We start from the raw sequence: 19,138 nt of genomic DNA, 5'->3' as shown, positions 1-19,138 counted from the left end.
TGTTCAGTAGTGAGTGTGTCGAACGATTACCTGAGCAATCGACTGGGTTAGACTGAGGGCACCACAAATGGCTTAAGGATTTGTCATGCTCAAGATTTGGGGCCGAAAGAACTCGACCAATGTCAGGAAGGTACTGTGGTGTGCAGAAGAGCTGGGCCTGGACTACCAGTCGATTGACGCTGGCGGTGCTTTCGGGGTGGTGCAAGAGCCGGAATACCTGGCGAAGAATCCGAATGGGCTGGTGCCACTGATCGAAGAGGACGGCCTGGTGCTGTGGGAGTCCAACACCATCGTGCGCTATCTGGCGGCACGTCATGCGCCGGATTCGAGCTGGTACCCGAGCGATGTTCGGCAGCGGGCCGAGGCGGAAAAATGGATGGACTGGGTAACGTCCTCCTTGGCTACGCCGTTTCGCCCATTGTTTTGGGGCATGCTGCGGACACCGGCAGAACAGCGTGATTGGGTCGCCATCAACGCAGCGCACAAGACCTGCGCCCAGGTCTTGTCAATTGCCGATCAGGCGCTGGCGCGGCAACCTTACCTCAGCGGTGATGCACTCGGCGTTGGCGATGTGCCGCTGGGCTGTTTCGCATATGCCTGGTTCGAGATGCCTATTGAGCGTCCAGAGATGCGTCACCTGCGTGCCTGGTATGAACGGCTGAAAGAGCGCCCGGCCTATCAGGTTGCCGTGATGACGGCGCTGACCTGATTGCAGCGCTTATTCTGATAGTTATTATCGATACACGTGACTGTACTTGTGTGGCCGCGCCCCTCACCATGGCCACTCAGCCTGTTGTTCTTAAACCCTTCCACACTGGTGCATAGACCCGTTATGAGTTCTGCTCTGTCCATAAGGCAGCTAACCAAGACCTACGGCAACGGCTTCCAGGCCCTCAAGGGCATTGACCTGGATGTCGCCGAAGGTGACTTTTTTGCCTTGCTCGGCCCCAATGGCGCCGGTAAATCCACCACCATCGGCATCCTCTCGACCCTGGTGAACAAGACCAGCGGTACCGTGAAGGTCTTTGGCCATGACCTGGACCGCGAACCGGCCGCGCTCAAGCGCTGCCTTGGCGTGGTGCCCCAGGAGTTCAACTTCAACCAGTTCGAGAAGACGTTCGACATCGTCGTGACCCAGGCGGGTTACTACGGCATTCCGTCGAAGGTGGCCAAGGCCCGTGCCGAGCAGTATTTGACCCAACTGGGGCTGTGGGACAAGCGCGATGTGCCATCGCGTTCGTTGTCCGGTGGCATGAAGCGCCGCCTGATGATTGCCCGGGCGCTGGTTCATGAGCCGCGCTTGCTGATCCTCGATGAGCCAACCGCTGGTGTGGACATCGAGTTGCGGCGTTCGATGTGGAGTTTCCTGACTGAGCTGAATGAGCAGGGCATCACCATCATCCTGACGACGCATTACCTCGAAGAGGCCGAGCAACTGTGCCGCAACATCGGCATCATTGATCACGGCACCATTGTCGAAAACACCAGCATGCGCAAACTGCTGGGTTCCTTGCATGTGGAGACCTTCCTGCTCGACCTTAAGCAGGAGTTGCCACAGGCCCCGCAGTTGGCCGGCTACCCGTGCCGACTGATCAGCCCGCACACCCTGGAAGTCCAGGTGGACAAGGCCGCGGGCATCACCGCGCTGTTCGGCCAGTTGGCCCTGCAGAGCATCGAGGTGCAAAGCCTGCGTAACAAAACCAACCGTCTTGAGGAGCTGTTTGTGTCCCTGGTGGAGAAAAATCTGGCGAAGGTGGCGGTATGAGTTCGGAGCTGCGCGGCAATCTGGTCGCCCTCAACACTATCGTCTACCGCGAAGTGCGCCGTTTTACCCGGATCTGGCCGCAGACCCTGCTGCCGCCGGCGATCACCATGGTCTTGTATTTCGTGATCTTCGGTAACCTGATCGGTCGGCAGATCGGTGATATGGGTGGCTTCACCTATATGGAATACATCGTGCCGGGCCTGATCATGATGTCGGTGATCACCAACTCCTATGGCAACGTAGTTTCCAGTTTCTTTGGCAGCAAGTTCCAGCGCTCCATCGAGGAACTGATGGTCTCGCCAGTGTCGCCACACACCATCCTTATTGGCTACACCCTGGGTGGCGTGTTGCGCGGGTTGGCGGTAGGGGTCATCGTGACCCTGTTGTCACTGTTCTTTACTCAACTGCAGGTGCACCATCTGGGCGTAACGGTGTTGGTGGTGTTGCTGACGGCAACGATCTTCTCGCTGTTGGGCTTCATCAACGCAGTGTTTGCACGTAATTTCGACGATATCTCGATTATCCCGACATTCGTGCTGACCCCGTTGACCTACCTGGGTGGCGTTTTCTACTCGATCAATCTGTTGCCGCCGTTCTGGCAGACGGTATCGTTGGCCAACCCCGTGCTGCACATGGTCAACTCGTTCCGCTACGGCATCCTGGGCGTGTCCGATATTCGCATTGGCGTGGCCATCAGCTTCATGCTGGTCGCGACCGCCGTGCTGTACGTCGGCTGCGTGCGGCTACTGGTCAGTGGTCGAGGAATGCGTAGCTGATTTTTCCTTGCGCTGGCGCCACTGCCTGCCCACCCACCAGCGCCAATAGAGCATGGTCAGGCAGTAGGCCAGCCCACCCAGCAGCAGGCCGCAGACCACTGAGCCCAGCAGGAAGGGTTGCCACAGTGTCGAGAGCTGATCGGTGATCCATTCCCAGGTCAGCTCGTCGGGCAGGGTGCGGGGAGGGATCTGCATCAGCCAGGCGCCCATCTGATAGGTGCAGAAGAACACCGGCGGCATGGTAATCGGGTTGGTCAGCCAGACCAGGCTGACGGAAATCGGCATGTTGCCCCGCGCCAGTATCGCCAGGCTGGCGGCCAGCAACATTTGCATCGGGATCGGTATGAATGCGGCGAACAGGCCGACGGCCATGGCGCGTGCCACTGAATGGCGATTCAGGTGCCAGAGGTTGGGGTCGTGCAGCAGTCGCCCGAGAAAGCGTAAGGATTTGTGTTCCCGAATGCTGGTCGGATCGGGCATGTAGCGTTTGAAAAGTCGACGCGGCATGTGGGTTCTCGGCGTTCTTGATCCGCCAGTATGCACGGATTCTAAAAGCCTCCAATTCAGACTTTGTGACAATTAATAAGCAAGCATATGCCGTCGCTGATCTAAGCCTCTGGGGTGATTCTTTTTCAGGAGCTTCAGATCATGCGCACAGGGATGATTGCGCTTGCACTCGGGCTGTTATGCCTGCGTTGGCTTCCTGCACTGCCTTCGGTCGGGGTGTGGGTTGCGCTGATACTGCTTGGGCTGTGCTGTCTGCCGTCGCGGGCCTACCCCTTGGGGTGTTTCCTGCTGGGTTTTTGCTGGGCCTGTGTATCGGCGCAAGGCGCGCTGGATGATCGCCTGTCGTCAGAACTGGACGGCCGCACGCTGTGGGTGGAGGGGCGAGTGGTTGGCTTGCCTGAACACACGGCGCAGTCGGTGCGCTTTGAACTTGCCGAGGTCACCTCACGCCGCGCCCAGCTGCCTCAGCGCTTGCGTCTGAGCTGGTATGGCGGGCCGCCTGTTAACAGCGGAGAGCGCTGGCGCCTTGCCGTCAGCCTCAAGCGTCCGGCGGGCCTGCTCAACCCTCATGCGGCTGATCAGGAAATGACCCTGCTGGCGCGTCGTATCGGCGCGACCGGCAGTGTCAAGGACGGTGAGCGCCTGGCGCCCGCGAGCATGGCCTGGCGCGACGCGATTCGACAACGGCTAATGGCGGTCGATGCCCAAGGGCGCGAAGGGGTACTGGCTGCCCTGGTGTTAGGCGATGGCAGTGGCCTGGCACGCGCTGACTGGCAGGCGCTGCAGGCCACCGGCACGGTACACCTGTTGGTGATCTCAGGGCAGCACATTGGGTTGCTGGCCGGGTTGGTCTATGCGGTGGTGGCGGGGCTGGCGCGTTTCGGGCTCTGGCCGCGTGCGCTGCCCTGGTTGCCCGCGGCCTGCTTGCTGGCGCTTGCCGCTGCGCTGGGGTACGGCCTGCTCGCCGGGTTTCAGGTGCCAGTGCGTCGAGCCTGCATCATGTTGGCGGTGGTGTTGCTCTGGCGTCTGCGTTTTCGTCATCTGGGGGTAACGCTGCCGTGGCTGCTGGCGCTCAATGCGGTATTGCTGATTGAACCGCTGGCCAGCCTGCAGCCGGGGTTCTGGTTGTCCTTTGGTGCTGTCGCGATCCTGATCTTCACCTTTAGCGGGCGGCTGGGTGCCTGGCGTGTCTGGCAGGCATGGACCCGGGCGCAATGGATGATCGCCTTGGGGTTGCTGCCATTCTTGCTGGTGCTTGGGTTGCCCGTGAGCCTCAGTGCGCCGCTGGCCAATCTGCTGGCGGTGCCCTGGATCAGTGTGCTGGTGTTGCCCGTCGCCCTGGCAGGGACGTTACTGCTGGGTGTGCCGGTTCTCGGTACAAGCCTGCTGTGGCTGGCAGGTGGTTTGCTCGATGTGCTGTTTGGTGTGCTCGGGCAGGTCGCCGACTGGCAGCCGGCCTGGGTGCCGGCTGCCTTGCCGTTATGGGCATGGCTGCTGGTTTGCCTTGGGGTGTTCCTGGTGTTGTTGCCCAAAGGGCTGCCGATGCGGGTATTGGGTTGGCCGGCTGTCATGCTGGCGGTGTTTGCCCCGCGTGATGAGGTGCCAGAGGGGCAGTTGGACGTCTGGCAACTGGATGTAGGGCAGGGGCAGGCCTTCATTCTGCGTACCCGTCACCACACCCCTGTTGTATGACGCGGGGCCGGCCATGGGGGAGGTCGATCTGGGGGAGCGCATCGTACTGCCTACGCTCCTTAAGCTGGGGGTGAGTACGCTCGACCTGATGTTGCTCAGTCATGCCGATGCCGACCACGCCGGAGGCGCGCTGGCGGTGAAGCGTGGTTTGCCGGTTGCGCGGGTGCTGGCCGGTGAGGTGCAGAGGTTGCCCCAGGCCTTGCAGGCGCAGCCCTGTGTTGCCGGTGAACACTGGGAGTGGGATGGCGTACGCTTTTCTGTATGGCAATGGCACGATGCCGCCGACAGCAATCAAGGCTCATGCGTGTTGTGGGTCGAGGCGTCGGGTGAGCGTTTGCTGCTCACCGGGGACATCGATGCGGACGGTGAGCGCGCCTGGCTCCAGGCCGCGACAGCGCCCCACGTCGACTGGCTGCAGGCGCCCCATCATGGTAGCCGCAGCGCCTCCAGCCTGGCTTTTCTTGAGGCGTTGGCACCCAAAGGGGTCTTGATTTCGCGCGGGCGTTACAACGCCTTCGGCCATCCTCATCCCGAGGTGATGGCGCGTTTTGCGATGTTGGGTATCACGCCGTACGACAGCGCAGTGGAAGGTGCGCTGTCGCTGCGCTTGGGACGATTTGCCGAGCCTGAAGGGATACGCAGCCAGCGGCGCTTCTGGCGTTAGCCGACATGACGACCTGCGGGCGGTGGGAGCCCTATGGTAAAGTGGCGGACTTTTTCGAGGGGGTCGTTACTGTGTGGGAATTGGTCAAGTCTGGCGGTTGGATGATGCTGCCGATCATTCTGAGTTCCATCGCCGCCATGGCGATCGTCGCCGAGCGCCTGTGGACCCTGCGCGCCAGCCGCGTCACCCCGCCACACCTGCTGGGTCAGGTCTGGCGCTGGATTCAGGACAAGCAACTCAATAGCGAAAAGCTCAAGGCCTTGCGCGCCGATTCGCCACTGGGCGAGATCCTCGCCGCGGGCCTGGCGAACTCGCGGCACGGTCGCGAAATTATGAAAGAGTGCATTGAAGAAGCCGCTGCCCGGGTCATTCACGAGCTGGAGCGCTACATCAATGCACTGGGCACCATTGCCGCAATGGCGCCACTGCTCGGCTTGCTGGGAACGGTGTTGGGCATGATCGATATCTTCAGCTCGTTCATGGGCACGGGCATGTCGGCCAACGCCTCGGTGCTGGCGGGCGGTATTTCCAAGGCGTTGATCACCACGGCGGCCGGCCTGATGGTGGGTATCCCTGCGGTCTTTTTCCACCGCTTCCTGCAGCGACGTATCGACGAGCTGGTGGTGGGTATGGAGCAAGAAGCAATCAAGCTGGTCGAAGTGGTTCAGGGCGACCGTGATGTTGATCTGGCCGAGGGCAGGGCGTGAAATTCCGGCGCAAGCCACGGGAGACCGTGGACATCAACCTGGCCTCACTCATCGATGTGGTGTTCATCCTCCTGCTGTTCTTTGTGGTCACCACCACCTTCACGCGTGAAACCCAGTTGCGCGTCGAGTTGCCGGAGGCGGTCAGTGGTACGCCGGCCCCGGAGTCGGAGCTCAAGCAGCTGGAAATCACCATCAGTGCTGAGGGCGTGTACTCGCTGAACAATAACCTGTTGCCCAAGAGTGATCTGGCGACGCTGATCGATGCCTTGCAAAAAGAGTCGGGTGGGGACACCCGCCTGCCGTTGTCGATCAGCGCTGATGGCAAGACGCCGCATCAGGCGGTGGTCACCGCGATGGATGCGGCGGGCAAGCTGGGCTTCAGCCAGTTGCGCATGACCACGGTCGAGGCGGCGCCGGGGAATCCTTGATGGCCTTTGCCGATCGATTGCTCAAGGCCTGGTATGCCGGGCATCCGGCCCTTGCCTTGTTGCGGCCGCTGGAAGCCCTCTACCGGCGCGTGGTGTTGCGCAAGCGCCAGCGTTTTCTGGCCGGTGAGAGCAGCAGTTACCGTGCCCCGGTACCGGTGGTGGTAGTGGGTAATATCACCGTCGGCGGTACCGGCAAGACCCCCCTGATTCTTTGGCTGATCGAACACTGCCGCCGCCAGGGGCTGCGTGTCGGTGTGGTGAGCCGCGGCTATGGCGCCACACCGCCGCAGCTCCCCTGGCGCGTGCGTGCCGACCAGTCTGCTGCTCAGGCGGGCGATGAACCGTTGTTGATCGTCCAGCGTAGCGGTGTGCCGCTGATGATCGATCCCGACCGGTCGCGCGCGGTCCAGGCGTTGTTGGCTGCCGAGCCACTGGACCTCATCCTCAGTGATGACGGTTTGCAGCATTATCGGCTGGCCCGCGATCTGGAACTGGTGCTGATCGATGCGGCACGCGGCTTGGGCAATCGTCGCTGCCTGCCGGCGGGCCCACTGCGTGAGCCGGTCGAGCGCCTGCATGAGGTCGATGCGGTACTGTTCAATGGTGCTGCGGCCGACAGTGACGAAGGCTATGCCTTTGGGCTTGAGCCGACCGCGCTGGTCAATGTTCGCAGTGGCGAGCGTCGTGGCGTCGAGCATTTTCCGCCTGGCCAGGCCGTGCATGCGGTGGCCGGGATCGGCAATCCGCAGCGTTTCTTCAATACCTTGCAGGGGCTAAACTGGCGATCAGAGCCACATCCCTTTGCCGATCATGCGGTCTATAGCGCCGAGGCCTTGAACTTTACGCCGTCCTTGCCGCTGGTGATGACCGAAAAGGATGCGGTGAAATGCCGTGCCTTCGCCGCTGCCGACTGGTGGTACCTTGCTGTAGATGCGGTGCCTTCGCCGGCCTTCGCCCGCTGGTTCGACGGCCAACTGGCGCGTTTGCTGCCCGGGCATCGGCAACCCTGAACCTTTTCTTTTTCCGGCCACAGGCCTGAGGAATTTCCATGGACACCAAATTGCTCGATATCCTTGCTTGCCCGATCACCAAGGGCCCGCTCAAGCTCAGCGCTGACAAGACCGAGCTGATCAGCAAGGGCGCTGGTCTTGCCTACCCGATTCGCGACGGTATCCCGGTCATGCTGGAGAGCGAAGCGCGCACCCTGACCGACGAAGAGCGCCTGGAAAAATGAGTCAAGCGTTCACGGTTGTGATTCCGGCCCGTTTGCGTTCCACCCGGCTGCCGGGCAAACCGCTGCTGCTGATTGCCGGCAAGCCGATGATCCAGCATGTCTGGGAGCAGGCGCGCAAGAGCAGCGCGGCACGGGTGGTCGTGGCCACCGATGATGCCGAGATCTTCAAGGCCTGTGAGGCCTTTGGCGCTGAAGTGCTGATGACCCGTGAGGATCATGATTCGGGTACCGACCGTCTGGCCGAAGTGGCGACTCAGTTGGGCCTGTCTGCCGATGCGATCGTGGTCAACGTGCAGGGCGACGAGCCCCTGATTCCGCCCGTGATCATCGATCAGGTGGCGGCTAACCTGGCCGCTCACCCGGAGGCCGGTATCGCTACCCTGGCCGAACTGATTACCGAGGTCGAGGCCTTGTTCAATCCGAACGCGGTCAAGGTGGTCAGTGATTGCAACGGTCTGGCCCTGACCTTCAGTCGTGCCCCGTTGCCATTTGCCCGTGATGCCTTTGCGCAGAGCTGCGATCAGCTTCCGCCGGGTGTGCCGTATCGCCGACACATTGGCATGTATGCCTACCGTGCCGGTTTCCTGCAGGATTTCGTCGGCTGGGGACCGTGCTGGTTGGAGAAAACCGAGTCGCTTGAGCAGTTGCGGGCGCTCTGGAACGGTGTGCGTATCCATGTGGCCGATGCCCTGGAGGCCCCGCCGGTAGGGGTTGATACCCCTGAAGATCTCGAGCGCGTGCGGCGCTTGCTGGAGGCTTGATGCGGGTTCTTTTTGTCTGCCTGGGCAACATCTGCCGCTCGCCGACCGCTGAGGGTGTTTTGCGCCATCAGTTGAAGGAGGCGGGCCTGGCTGAGGTGATCGAGGTGGCATCGGCCGGAACCGGTGACTGGCATGTCGGCAAGCCTCCAGACAGCCGTACCCGGCGTGCGGCTCAGTTGCGTGGCTATGATCTGTCCCGGCAGCGTGCGCAGCAGGTCAGTGTTGCCGATTTCGAGCGTTACGACCTGATCCTGGCGATGGATAACAGTAATCTGGGGCACTTGCAGGCGATGCGTCCGGCGCAGGCCAAGGCAGAGCTGGACCTGTTTCTGCGGCGCTTCGAGGGGGCTGTCGATGAAGTGCCAGACCCTTACTATGGTGGCGAGCAGGGCTTTGAGCAGGTGCTCGACCTGATCGAGAGCGCCTGTCGGGGGCTGGTTATCGAGTTGAAGGGGCGTTTATGAGCGTACAGGTGCTATCAGGTGTTTCGCTCAAGCCTTACAACACCTTCGGTATTGATGTGCGTGCAGCGCATTTTGCCGAAGCGCACACCGATGCGGAGGTGCGTGAGGTATTGGCCCATGCGGCTGCGCAGCAGTGGCCGGTGCTGGTGATTGGAGGCGGCAGCAACCTGTTGCTCACGGCCAATATCGACGCGTTGGTACTGCGCATGGCCAGCAAGGGGGTGCGGATTCTCGCCGATGACGGGCAGCGGGTCATCGTGGAGGCCGAGGCTGGTGAGCCGTGGCATGCGTTTGTCCAGTGGACCCTGGCGCAGGGGCTGTCGGGGCTTGAAAACCTCAGCCTTATTCCGGGTACGGTCGGTGCTGCGCCGATGCAGAACATCGGTGCTTACGGCGTAGAGATCAAGGATGTATTTGTCGGGCTGACTGCGTTGGATCGTCAGACCGGTGAACTGCATGAGTTTGCCCTTGAAGACTGTGCATTTGCCTACCGTGACAGCCTGTTCAAGCGTAATCCCGGGCGTTGGTTGATCCTGCGTGTGCGCTTCGCCCTGAGCCGGGTCATGCACTTGCACCTGGACTATGGGCCAGTGCGTCAGCGCTTGAGCGAGCAGGGTATCGAACAGCCAACGGCGCAGAATGTCAGCGATGCGATTTGCAGCATTCGCCGGGAAAAACTGCCGGACCCTGCTGAATTGGGCAATGCGGGAAGTTTCTTCAAGAACCCGGTGGTGTCTGCTGCCCTGGCTGAGCATATTCGTCAGGCTCATCCAGGGCTTGTGGCATACCCTCAGGCAGATGGTCGGGTGAAGTTGGCGGCGGGCTGGTTGATCGAACTGGCCGGCTGGAAAGGCTATCGTGATGGCGATGCTGGTGTTCACCGACTTCAGGCATTGGTGCTGGTCAATTACGGCCAGGCCAGTGGCGCACAGCTTCATCGGCTGGCACAGAAGATCCAGGTCGATATCCTTGAGCGTTTTGGCGTCGAACTGGAGATGGAGCCTAATCTGTACTGAGTGTGGCGCAGCCGCCGTATGCGGTATCGCGGTGAGTCCGGGTTGAGTTTCAGCCAATAAAAAAAGCCCCGCCAGCGTTAGCTGGCGGGGCTTTTTTTCAGCCGTGGGAATCAGGCGAGCGGTTTAGGCTCTTCTGTGGTTTCCAGTGCTTTTGGGCTTTGCTCGGTCACTTCTTCTGCCGTTACGACAGCTTCGGTTGACGGTTGCTCAGCTTGTGCGGGGGCTTCTACTGGTGCCTCGACGGCGGCAGCAGGTGCCTCTGCAGCTTTAGCGGCTGCCGCGGCTGCAGCAGCTTCAGCTTCGCGCTTGCGACGACGCACTTCGCGTGGGTCGTTTGGTGCGCGGCCACTGCTTGGTTGCGGCAGGGCAGGTGCTTCGGCGGCGACTACCGGCTCGGCAGCGGGTGCTTCAACCACAACCGGAGCAGGGGCTTCGACTGCAGGCTCGGCTTCCTTGGCAGCGGTCGGGGTCTCGACTACAACTTCAGCTGGGGTAGGGGTGACTTCCACCACCGGAGCCGCGCCAGGTTCAATGGCTTCGACAGGTACCGCAGGCTGTTCGGCGGCAGGGGCAATGTCGACCACGGCAGCTTCAACTACTGCAGCTTCAACTACCGCAGGTGCGGCTTCTACCGGTGCGGCTTCAACTGCAGGTGCAGCCTCTGCGACGACCTCGGTAGCGGCTACAGGTGCTTCGACAGCAGCGGTAGCGTTTTCAGCTTGCTGGTTGGCCTGTGCTTCGGCTTCAGCGCTGATGGCTGCGCCTGCAGCAACGACAACGCCCGCTGCCTGTTCGGCACTCGACTCTTCAGCCGCTTCTTCGCTGCCTTCAACGACGTTGCCATTGGCATCACGTTGACGTTCACGACGGTTGCTACGGCGACGCTGACCGCGAGAGCGGCGACGTGGGCGCTCGCCATCGGCGCCTTCGGCTTCTTCTTGCAGCAGCTCTTCGTTTGGCAGTTGCTCTTCGGTCGCTTCGGCAGCAACCTCGGCAGGACGTGGCTGACGCTCTTCACGTGGTGGGCGCGGTTGGCGCTCTTCGCGTGGTGCACGTTCTTCGCGTGGTGCACGCTCTTCACGTGGCGCGCGTTCTTCACGCGGTGCACGCTCTTCGCGTGGAGCGCGTTCTTCGCGGGCTACGCGTTCTTCACGAGGGGCGCGCTCAGGACGCTCTTCGCGTACGGCCGGTGCGGCGGCAGTAGCCGGTGCAGTGGCATCCAGGGGTTCGCGCAGTTCACGAACGCGTTCGTCACGGCGACGCTCTTCACGCGGTGGGCGTGGTTGGCGCTCTTCGCGCGGCGGGCGTGGTGCGCGTTCTTCGCGGGCCGGGGTTTCTTCACGGGCTTCGCGCGGCTGACGCTCTTCGCGTGGGGCACGCTCGGCGCGTTCTTCACGTGGCTTGCGCTCTTCGTCGCGACGACCGTTGCGGCTGCGGCTCTGCTGACGACCGCTACGGCGCTCTTCGTTGCGCTGTGGGCGTTCGGCGGCTGGCTTCTCGGTGACAACCGGTGCAGCGGCAGGCGCTTCCTTGCTGGCGAACAGGCTCACCAGCGACTTGACCAGGCCTTTGAACAGGCTTGGCTCCGGCGCAGCGTGCACAGGGGCGGCAGGCTGTTCTGGTGCGGCAGGTACCGGTGCATTGGCGCGGGCCGGTGCAGTCTTGACCGCGGCTTCCTGGCGAACCAGGGTGCGAGTCGCGGCAACTGGCTGGACTTCTTCGGTCTCGGTGGCGGCGATTTCGTAGCTGGACTGGCCGCTCAGCGCTTCTGGATTGTCATCGCGCAAGCGCTGGACTTCGAAGTGCGGGGTTTCAAGGTGATCATTTGGCAGGATCACGATGCGTGCACGGGTACGCAGTTCGATTTTGGTGATCGAGTTGCGTTTTTCGTTGAGCAGGAACGCTGCGACCGGAATCGGCACTTGGGCGCGCACTTCAGCAGTGCGGTCCTTCAGGGCTTCTTCTTCGATCAGGCGCAGGATGGCCAGCGACAGGGATTCGACGTCACGGATGATGCCGGTGCCGCTGCAGCGTGGGCAGACGATGCCGCTGCTCTCGCCCAGAGATGGGCGCAGGCGTTGGCGGGACATTTCCAGCAGACCGAAACGCGAGATGCGGCCAACCTGAACGCGTGCGCGGTCGGCTTCCAGGCATTCACGTACCTTCTCTTCGACGGCGCGCTGGTTTTTCGCCGGCGTCATGTCGATGAAGTCGATTACGATCAGGCCACCAATGTCGCGCAGGCGCAGTTGGCGGGCGATTTCTTCGGCTGCTTCCAGGTTGGTCTGCAGCGCAGTCTCCTCGATGTCGCTGCCTTTGGTGGCGCGCGCCGAGTTGATGTCGATGGAGACCAGGGCTTCGGTTGGATCGATCACGATCGAGCCGCCCGATGGCAGTTCGACCACGCGCTGGAAGGCGGTTTCGATCTGGCTTTCGATCTGGAAACGATTGAACAGCGGGACGCTGTCTTCGTAGAGCTTGATCTTGCTGGCGTACTGCGGCATCACCTGACGGATGAAGGTCAGGGCTTCTTCCTGGGCGTCGATGCTGTCGATCAGTACTTCGCCGATGTCCTGGCGCAGGTAGTCGCGAATAGCACGAATGATGACATTGCTTTCCTGGTAGATCAGGAAAGGAGCAGCGCGATCCAGGGAGGCTTCCTTGATTGCAGTCCAGAGCTGCAGCAGGTAGTCCAGGTCCCATTGCATCTCTTCGCTGCTGCGGCCCAGGCCGGCAGTGCGAACGATCAGGCCCATGTCGGCAGGGGCGACCAGGCCATTGAGGGCTTCGCGCAGTTCGTTGCGCTCTTCGCCTTCGATGCGGCGCGAGATGCCACCGGCACGCGGGTTGTTCGGCATCAGTACCAGGTAGCGGCCAGCCAGGCTGATGAAGGTGGTCAGGGCGGCGCCCTTGTTGCCACGCTCTTCTTTCTCGACCTGGACGATGACTTCCTGGCCTTCGCTCAATACTTCCTTGATGTTGACGCGGCCTTCTGGGGCCTTCTTGAAGTATTCGCGGGAAATTTCTTTCAGTGGCAGGAAGCCATGGCGCTCAGAACCGAAGTCGACAAATGCGGCTTCGAGGCTGGGTTCGATCCGGGTAATCCGGCCTTTATAGATGTTGGCTTTCTTCTGCTCGCGAGCGCCGGACTCGATATCCAGGTCGTAGAGACGTTGGCCGTCCACCAGAGCAACACGCAACTCTTCGGGTTGAGTTGCGTTAATCAGCATTCTTTTCATGTAGTACCGTCGGTTTCCGGGCTGCCGGAAACGGCGTTCGGCACACACGACTTCTCACGGTCGGTGTCAGGGTGCGTCAGGGGTGGCGGGCCACTCCCGTGTCTAGCGAGATTCGGCCTGACTGGAATCCAGTGCTGCCGAAGTCGCGACGACGCGTCCTGCTAGCTGTGGTGTCAAATGCACTCAGTCAGGAGGAGGAATCAGCCTTCGGCCATGGACGCCACGGGGGCATCTTGATCAAGAACGGGTCTGGACGAGTGGGCCCGTAGAGGCCTGTCGACCGGACGCATTACTACACGGTCCGACGGTTGTGCATCTCCACCCTACACGTATCCCTGATAATTCGGGTGCTGCCGCGCGCTGAATCCGCAACGGGTTGCATTTATCGCCGGCTCCGTACGGGAGCCCGCGCATTTATGGCTAAGGCTTGTATTTCCGAAGCGTTCGCCATAACTGCGCGGAAGCGATTGCACTGACGGAGTGGCATCGAAAAAAACGTGAAGGGAGGGTAATGCACCGCTCTTTTTGTTTTTTATCGGTCTTCTCTCGTCTGCGCTGGTGGCTATTCCAGGCATTTTGTAAACTGGCAAACACCCCGTCGGACGGCCTCGCGTCCTCAAGAATTGCGTAGGTCAGGGCCGGCTCAAAGCCATTGGTCCGCTGGCCAGCCGCTTTTGGCGGCGTTCGCGACTATAGCAGCAATCATTAAGTGCTTCAAATCCATAAAAAATTGTTATGATGCGCAAATGACGACCAATACCCCTCCGACCCCCGGCGTTCAGCTGATTGAGGTCGCGCCGGAACTTGCCGGCCAACGTATCGACAATTTTCTTATCACTGCACTCAAGGGCGTTCCCAAGACCTTGATTTACCGCATTTTGCGTAAAGGCGAAGTGCGGGTTAACAAGGGGCGGATCAAGCCTGAGTACAAGTTGCAGGCGGGCGATGTGGTGCGCGTGCCGCCCGTTCGTCTGCCCGAGCGCGACGAGCCGGCACCGGTTGCCCAGGGTTTGCTGCAGCGCCTGGAAGCGGCCATTGTCTACGAAGACAAGGCACTGATCGTGCTGAACAAGCCTGCCGGGATCGCCGTGCATGGTGGTAGTGGCCTGAGCTTCGGTGTCATTGAAGCCTTCCGTCAGTTGCGCCCCGATGCCAAGGAGCTGGAGCTGGTCCACCGCCTCGATCGGGATACCTCTGGCCTGCTGATGATCGCCAAGAAGCGCAGCATGCTGCGCCACCTGCACGCGGCCTTGCGCGGTGACGGCGTAGACAAGCGCTACATGGCGCTGGTGCGCGGTCATTGGGCGACGGCCAAGAAGCAGGTCAGCGCGCCGTTGCTCAAGAGCAATCTGCGCTCCGGTGAACGCATGGTCGAGGTGAACCCTGAAGGCAAGGAGGCGTTGACGCTGTTCCGTGTCCTGCGCCGTTTCGGTGAGTTCGCCACGATGGTCGAGGCGCGTCCGGTGACGGGGCGTACTCACCAGATCCGGGTGCATGCCTTGCATGCCGGGCACTGCATTGCTGGCGACAGCAAGTATGGCGATGAAGACTTCACTCGCGAGATTCGTGAGCTGGGCGGCAAGCGCTTGTTCCTGCACGCCTATGCCTTGAATGTGCCGATGCCTGATGGCGGCGTGCTAAAGCTTGAGGCGCCTGTGGATGACATGTGGTCCAAGACTGTGGAGCGTCTGAGTGCGTCGTGAGTACGACCTGCTGATCTTCGATTGGGACGGCACGCTGGCCGACTCGATCGGGCGTATTGTCGAGGCGATGCACCTGGCGGCAGATCGTGGCGGCCACCCGCGCAGCGAAGTCGAGGCGGTCAAGGGGATTATCGGTCTGGCCTTGCCTGAGGCGATCAGCACGCTGTATCCGCAGCTTGATGCGTCGGCGGTGGCGGCGTTCCGGCAGCACTATGCTGACGTTTACATGGCGCTGGATGAGCAGCCCTCGCCGTTGTACGACGGGGTTGTCGAGGCGCTTGAGGCGTTTCGCGCGGATGGCTATCGGCTGGCGGTTGCGACCGGAAAGGCGCGTCGCGGCCTTGATCGGGTGCTCCAGGCCAATGGCTGGGAGCATTTCTTCGATATCACCCGTGCCGCTGACGAGACCCGGGGCAAGCCTCATCCCTTGATGTTGGAAGAGATTCTCGCGCATTGTGGTGTCGCGCCTGCGCGTGCGCTGATGGTCGGGGATTCGGCGTTTGACTTGTTGATGGCGCGCAATGCAGGTGTGCATTCGGTTGCGGTCGGTCATGGTGCGATGTCGCTGGAGGTATTGAGCGCCTATGAGCCTCGGCTGTCCATCGATCATTTTTCTCAGTTGCAGGATTGGCTGGGCCTTGCTGGCGCGCCGGTCGGCTGTGACGGTATCCCAGGGTAGGTGAGCATGGCTGATGAATGGAAAGCGCCCAGCGCTGAAAAGAATGAAGAGCAGAAAAGCTGGCAGCTGCTTGAAAAAACGCTGCTGGCTGGCGTGCAGGAGCAGCGGCGCGCCAGGCGCTGGGGCATCTTTTTCAAGCTGTTGACCTTCGCTTATCTGTTTGGCGCCCTGATGCTGTTCACGCCGTTGATGGATGTCGAGAAGGCGGCGGCTCGTGGCTCCAGTCATACCGCGCTGATCGAAGTGCGTGGCATGATCGCTGATCAGGAGCCTGCCAGTGCCGACAACATAGTCGGTAGCTTGCGTGCGGCGTTTGAAGATCCCAAGACCAAGGGTGTGATCCTGCGCATTAACAGCCCGGGCGGCAGCCCGGTGCAGTCTGGGTACATTTATGACGAGATTCTTCGTCTGCGTGCGCAGTACCCGGCGATCAAGGTGTACGCCGTCATCAGTGACCTGGGGGCGTCTGGTGCTTATTACATCGCCAGTGCGGCTGATCAGATTTATGCCGACAAGGCCAGCCTGGTAGGGTCGATTGGTGTGACTGCTGCGGGTTATGGCTTTGTCGGAACCATGGAAAAGCTCGGTGTTGAGCGCCGTACCTACACGGCCGGCGAGCACAAGGCATTCCTGGATCCGTTCCAGCCGCAGAAGCCTGAAGAAACCAGGTTCTGGCAGGGTGTGCTGGAGACCACTCATCGGCAGTTCATTGCCAGCGTCAAGCAGGGGCGTGGTGAGCGACTCAAGGATAAAGAGCATCCAGAGTTATTCAGCGGCCTGATCTGGTCGGGCGAGCAGGCGGTGAAGTTGGGGTTGGTGGACGGCCTTGGCAGTGCCAGTTATGTCGCACGCGATGTGATTGGGGAGAAAAACCTGGTGGACTTTACGATTGAAGAGTCGCCGTTTGATCGCTTCTCCAAGCGCCTGGGGGCCAGTGTTGCCGAGCATTTGGCAATGTGGATGGGTTTTCAGGGGCCGACGCTGCGCTGATCGTGCCACGGTGTTGCGTGTTTAGGCAGAAGCCGACCTGAGGGTCGGCTTTTTTGCGCCTCAAGGAATGGTGACGCCTTCCTTGAGCAGCATGTCCACCAGGCGAATCAGCGGCAGGCCCACCAGGCTGGTTGCGTCGACGCCGTGGGTGCTTTGAAACAGGCTGACGCCCAGGCCTTCGGCCTTGAAGCTGCCAGCGCAGTCATAGGGTTGTTCGGTGCGCAGGTAGCGCTCGATGCGTGGCAGGTCCAGTTCGCGCATGTTGACCGTGAAAGGCACGCAGTCAACCTGGGCGTGGCCAGTGCTGCTGTTGAGCAGGGCAAGCCCGGTGAGGAAGGTGACATGATTGCCGCTGGCTGCCAGCAACTGTTCGCAGGCCTTGTCGAAAGTGTGCGGCTTGCCGAGAATCTGCTCGCCCAGTACCGCGACCTGGTCGGAACCGATGATCAGGTGGTTGGCGTGGGTGGTGGCCAGCGCTTCGGCTTTTTCCAGTGCCAGGCGCTTCACCAGCTCTACGGCGGGCTCTTCATCCAGGCGTCGCTCGTCAATGTCCGGGGCGGCCCAGTTGAAGGGGAGTTGCAGGCGCGCCAGCAATTCGCGCCGGTAGGGTGAGCTTGAAGCCAGTAATAAAGGCAGCATGATGAACTCCTGAGCGGGTTCGCCAATTCTAACATGAGCCATGGGGCCTAATTTCCTTTGACAGGGGCGGGGGGCATCCCTAGAATGCTGCGCCTATGTTGAATGACCCGATTCCACCTCACGTTGACCCGCGCAAATTGGCAGATCGTGGCGTTTCCCTTGAAGGGAAAGTGCTGCTGGCCGATTTGGAGAGACTCTGCGACCCGCTTTCCGACAATGTCGGTATGGTGCAGGCGAAATTCGATTTTGAGCGAGACGAACAGAAGACAGTGGTTATACACACTGACCTCAACGTCGAAGTCAAAATGGTTTGCCAGCGTTGTCTTGAGCTGGTTACCCTGCCGATCCATAGCGAATGTACTTACGCTGTGGTGAAGGAGGGTTCGAATACCCAGTCGTTACCGAAAGGTTATGACGTGCTGGAACTGGGCGAAGATCCATTGGATCTGCAGGCATTGATCGAGGAGGAGCTTTTGCTCGCCTTGCCCATTGTGCCTGCTCATCATCCGGAAGAATGCCAGCAGCCGGCGGGCGCCGATGAGCCCGAGCCGAGCGAGGACGAGGTAACGCGGTCCAACCCGTTCAGTGTATTGGCGCAGTTAAAGCGTGACCCAAACGTTTAGGAGTTAATCAATTATGGCTGTTCAGCAGAACAAAAAATCCCGCTCTGCCCGTGACATGCGCCGTTCGCACGACGCCCTCGAGGCCAGCGCTCTGTCCGTAGAAAAAACCACCGGTGAAGTTCACCTGCGCCACCACGTATCGCCAGAAGGCGTATACCGTGGTCGTAAAGTGATCGACAAGGGCGCTGACGAGTAATCCTTGTCCGCTCAGATCATCGCGATCGACGCAATGGGCGGGGACTTCGGTCCCCGCAGCATTGTTCAGGCGAGCATTGCTTGCCTTTCGGCTACCCCCTCGCTGCACCTGGCCCTCGTTGGTCAACCCTCCCTCCTTGAAGATTTGATCGCTGGCCAGTCGGCAGCGGATCGCTCGCGTCTGCAGATTGTTGCGGCCAGTGAAGTGATCGGCATGGATGAGCGGCCTTCGCAGGCGTTGCGTGGCAAGCCGGATTCGTCCATGCGCGTCGCCCTTGAATTATTGCGTGATGGCAAGGTTCAGGCCTGCGTGAGTGCTGGCAATACCGGTGCGCTGATGGCGCTGTCGCGTTATGTGCTGAAAACGCTGCCAGGTGTTGATCGCCCGGCGATGGTGGCAGCCATTCCTACGCAGGCTGGCTACTGTCAGTTGCTTGATTTGGGGGCCAATGTCGATTGCAGTGCCGAGCACCTCTATCAGTTTGCAGTGATGGGTTCGGTGGCGGCTCAGGCGCTGGGTGTCTATCGTCCGCGCGTGGCGCTGCTCAACATAGGCACTGAAGACATCAAGGGTAATCAGCAGGTCAAGCTGGCTGCCAGTCTGTTGCAGAATGCCAAGGGCTTGAACTACATCGGCTTCGTCGAGGGTGATGGCTTGTACCGTGGTGAGGCTGATGTCGTGGTCTGCGACGGTTTTGTCGGCAATATCCTGCTCAAATCCAGTGAAGGCCTGGCAACCATGATCGGTGCGCGTATTCAGGCGCTGTTCCGTGAGGGGGTGTTTGCTCGCGTGGCAGGTGCCATGGCCATGCCATTGCTCAAGCGCTTGCAGGCCGATCTTGCGCCAGCGCGACACAATGGTGCGAGCTTTCTGGGGTTGCAGGGTATTGTCATCAAAAGCCATGGTTCTGCGGGCGTTCAGGGGTTTCAGAGTGCTATTCAGCGTGCACTGATCGAAATCCAGGAAGATCTGCCGCAGCGCTTGCATGGGCGTCTTGAGGATCTGTTGCTTTAGGCATATCGGCAAGGAAGTGGTTAAATGTGACCGCTTGGTTC

Annotated in this window: 19 protein-coding genes and 1 pseudogene; 17 read left to right on the top strand and 3 right to left on the bottom strand. The window is 60.8% G+C overall.

Annotated elements, in window-relative coordinates; all coding sequences use genetic code 11:
• Nucleotides 1-85: 85 nt before the first annotated feature.
• From AB7M23_RS22990 to AB7M23_RS22980, 3 genes are all read left to right on the top strand, one after another.
• On the top strand, nucleotides 86-709 hold the full coding sequence (locus AB7M23_RS22990) for a glutathione S-transferase family protein (RefSeq protein ID WP_099775465.1): 624 nt from the start codon (nucleotides 86-88) through the stop codon (nucleotides 707-709).
• 123 nt (nucleotides 710-832) lie between these two features.
• On the top strand, nucleotides 833-1,765 hold the full coding sequence (locus tag AB7M23_RS22985) for an ABC transporter ATP-binding protein (RefSeq protein ID WP_454242103.1): 933 nt from the start codon (nucleotides 833-835) through the stop codon (nucleotides 1,763-1,765).
• Complete coding sequence (locus AB7M23_RS22980; protein WP_099775464.1) at nucleotides 1,762-2,541, top strand: ABC transporter permease; 780 nt, start codon at nucleotides 1,762-1,764, stop codon at nucleotides 2,539-2,541. Before AB7M23_RS22985 ends, AB7M23_RS22980 begins: the two co-directional genes overlap by 4 nt.
• Here the strand turns inward: AB7M23_RS22980 and AB7M23_RS22975 are convergent.
• Nucleotides 2,509-3,048 (bottom strand): DUF2062 domain-containing protein, encoded by a 540-nt coding sequence (locus AB7M23_RS22975; protein ID WP_065761468.1) that lies wholly within the window; start codon nucleotides 3,046-3,048, stop codon nucleotides 2,509-2,511. The two genes, AB7M23_RS22980 and AB7M23_RS22975, sit on opposite strands and share 33 nt — an antisense overlap.
• Nucleotides 3,049-3,189: 141 nt before the next feature.
• Between AB7M23_RS22975 and AB7M23_RS22970 the strand changes: the two are divergent.
• From AB7M23_RS22970 to murB, 8 genes and pseudogenes are all read left to right on the top strand, one after another.
• Nucleotides 3,190-5,404: pseudogene (locus tag AB7M23_RS22970) on the top strand (DNA internalization-related competence protein ComEC/Rec2).
• A gap of 71 nt (nucleotides 5,405-5,475) precedes the next feature.
• Nucleotides 5,476-6,111, top strand: coding sequence for a MotA/TolQ/ExbB proton channel family protein (locus AB7M23_RS22965; protein WP_177442416.1), 636 nt, complete (start codon nucleotides 5,476-5,478; stop codon nucleotides 6,109-6,111).
• Nucleotides 6,108-6,539 carry an ExbD/TolR family protein gene (locus tag AB7M23_RS22960; RefSeq protein WP_065761466.1) on the top strand — a complete coding sequence of 144 codons (432 nt, stop codon included), beginning with the start codon at nucleotides 6,108-6,110 and terminating at the stop codon, nucleotides 6,537-6,539. The genes AB7M23_RS22965 and AB7M23_RS22960 overlap by 4 nt, the downstream gene beginning before the upstream one ends.
• Entirely contained in the window at nucleotides 6,539-7,549 is a 1,011-nt protein-coding gene (gene lpxK, locus AB7M23_RS22955; RefSeq protein ID WP_454242102.1) for a tetraacyldisaccharide 4'-kinase, read from the top strand. Before AB7M23_RS22960 ends, lpxK begins: the two co-directional genes overlap by 1 nt.
• Before the next feature lie 38 nt (nucleotides 7,550-7,587).
• A complete protein-coding gene (locus AB7M23_RS22950; protein WP_065761464.1) occupies nucleotides 7,588-7,773 on the top strand; it encodes a Trm112 family protein in 186 nt (61 codons plus the stop codon).
• Entirely contained in the window at nucleotides 7,770-8,534 is a 765-nt protein-coding gene (gene kdsB, locus AB7M23_RS22945) for a 3-deoxy-manno-octulosonate cytidylyltransferase (protein WP_454242101.1), read from the top strand. The genes AB7M23_RS22950 and kdsB overlap by 4 nt, the downstream gene beginning before the upstream one ends.
• The gene (locus AB7M23_RS22940; RefSeq protein ID WP_454242100.1) at nucleotides 8,534-8,998 is read left to right on the top strand and encodes a low molecular weight protein-tyrosine-phosphatase; all 465 of its coding nucleotides are present in this window, start codon (nucleotides 8,534-8,536) and stop codon (nucleotides 8,996-8,998) included. Before kdsB ends, AB7M23_RS22940 begins: the two co-directional genes overlap by 1 nt.
• Nucleotides 8,995-10,014, top strand: coding sequence for a UDP-N-acetylmuramate dehydrogenase (gene murB / locus AB7M23_RS22935; RefSeq protein WP_099775459.1), 1,020 nt, complete (start codon nucleotides 8,995-8,997; stop codon nucleotides 10,012-10,014). The genes AB7M23_RS22940 and murB overlap by 4 nt, the downstream gene beginning before the upstream one ends.
• A gap of 110 nt (nucleotides 10,015-10,124) precedes the next feature.
• Here the strand turns inward: murB and rne are convergent, their stop codons facing one another.
• Nucleotides 10,125-13,253: a ribonuclease E gene (gene rne / locus AB7M23_RS22930; protein ID WP_454242099.1), complete on the bottom strand. Its 3,129-nt coding sequence runs from the start codon at nucleotides 13,251-13,253 to the stop codon at nucleotides 10,125-10,127.
• Between the two features lie 746 nt (nucleotides 13,254-13,999).
• Between rne and rluC the strand changes: the two genes are divergently transcribed.
• Genes rluC through AB7M23_RS22915 form a run of 3 tightly spaced genes read left to right on the top strand, consistent with a single transcriptional unit; the run spans nucleotide 14,000 to nucleotide 16,625 of the window.
• Nucleotides 14,000-14,956: a 23S rRNA pseudouridine(955/2504/2580) synthase RluC gene (rluC, locus tag AB7M23_RS22925; protein ID WP_065761306.1), complete on the top strand. Its 957-nt coding sequence runs from the start codon at nucleotides 14,000-14,002 to the stop codon at nucleotides 14,954-14,956.
• The gene (locus AB7M23_RS22920; protein ID WP_099775457.1) at nucleotides 14,946-15,635 is read left to right on the top strand and encodes an HAD-IA family hydrolase; all 690 of its coding nucleotides are present in this window, start codon (nucleotides 14,946-14,948) and stop codon (nucleotides 15,633-15,635) included. Before rluC ends, AB7M23_RS22920 begins: the two co-directional genes overlap by 11 nt.
• A gap of 6 nt (nucleotides 15,636-15,641) precedes the next feature.
• Complete coding sequence (locus AB7M23_RS22915; RefSeq protein ID WP_102053577.1) at nucleotides 15,642-16,625, top strand: S49 family peptidase; 984 nt, start codon at nucleotides 15,642-15,644, stop codon at nucleotides 16,623-16,625.
• 60 nt (nucleotides 16,626-16,685) lie between these two features.
• On the opposite strand, the gene AB7M23_RS22910 is transcribed toward AB7M23_RS22915, so the two are convergent.
• Nucleotides 16,686-17,264, bottom strand: coding sequence for a Maf family protein (locus tag AB7M23_RS22910; protein ID WP_065761309.1), 579 nt, complete (start codon nucleotides 17,262-17,264; stop codon nucleotides 16,686-16,688).
• 95 nt (nucleotides 17,265-17,359) lie between these two features.
• Between AB7M23_RS22910 and AB7M23_RS22905 the strand changes: the two genes are divergently transcribed.
• Genes AB7M23_RS22905 through plsX form a run of 3 tightly spaced genes read left to right on the top strand, consistent with a single transcriptional unit; the run spans nucleotide 17,360 to nucleotide 19,097 of the window.
• Nucleotides 17,360-17,887 (top strand): YceD family protein, encoded by a 528-nt coding sequence (locus AB7M23_RS22905; protein ID WP_065761310.1) that lies wholly within the window; start codon nucleotides 17,360-17,362, stop codon nucleotides 17,885-17,887.
• Nucleotides 17,888-17,900: 13 nt separating this feature from the next.
• The gene (gene rpmF, locus AB7M23_RS22900) at nucleotides 17,901-18,083 is read left to right on the top strand and encodes a 50S ribosomal protein L32 (protein ID WP_010447173.1); all 183 of its coding nucleotides are present in this window, start codon (nucleotides 17,901-17,903) and stop codon (nucleotides 18,081-18,083) included.
• A 3-nt stretch (nucleotides 18,084-18,086) separates the two neighbouring features.
• Nucleotides 18,087-19,097 (top strand): phosphate acyltransferase PlsX, encoded by a 1,011-nt coding sequence (plsX, locus tag AB7M23_RS22895; protein WP_454242098.1) that lies wholly within the window; start codon nucleotides 18,087-18,089, stop codon nucleotides 19,095-19,097.
• The last annotated feature ends 41 nt before the right edge of the window (nucleotides 19,098-19,138 follow it).

Source organism: Pseudomonas sp. HLS-6 TE3448, from assembly GCF_053629555.1.
The sequence above is the reverse complement of the archived record's forward strand: the minus strand, read 5'-3'. Positions and strand labels throughout refer to the sequence as shown.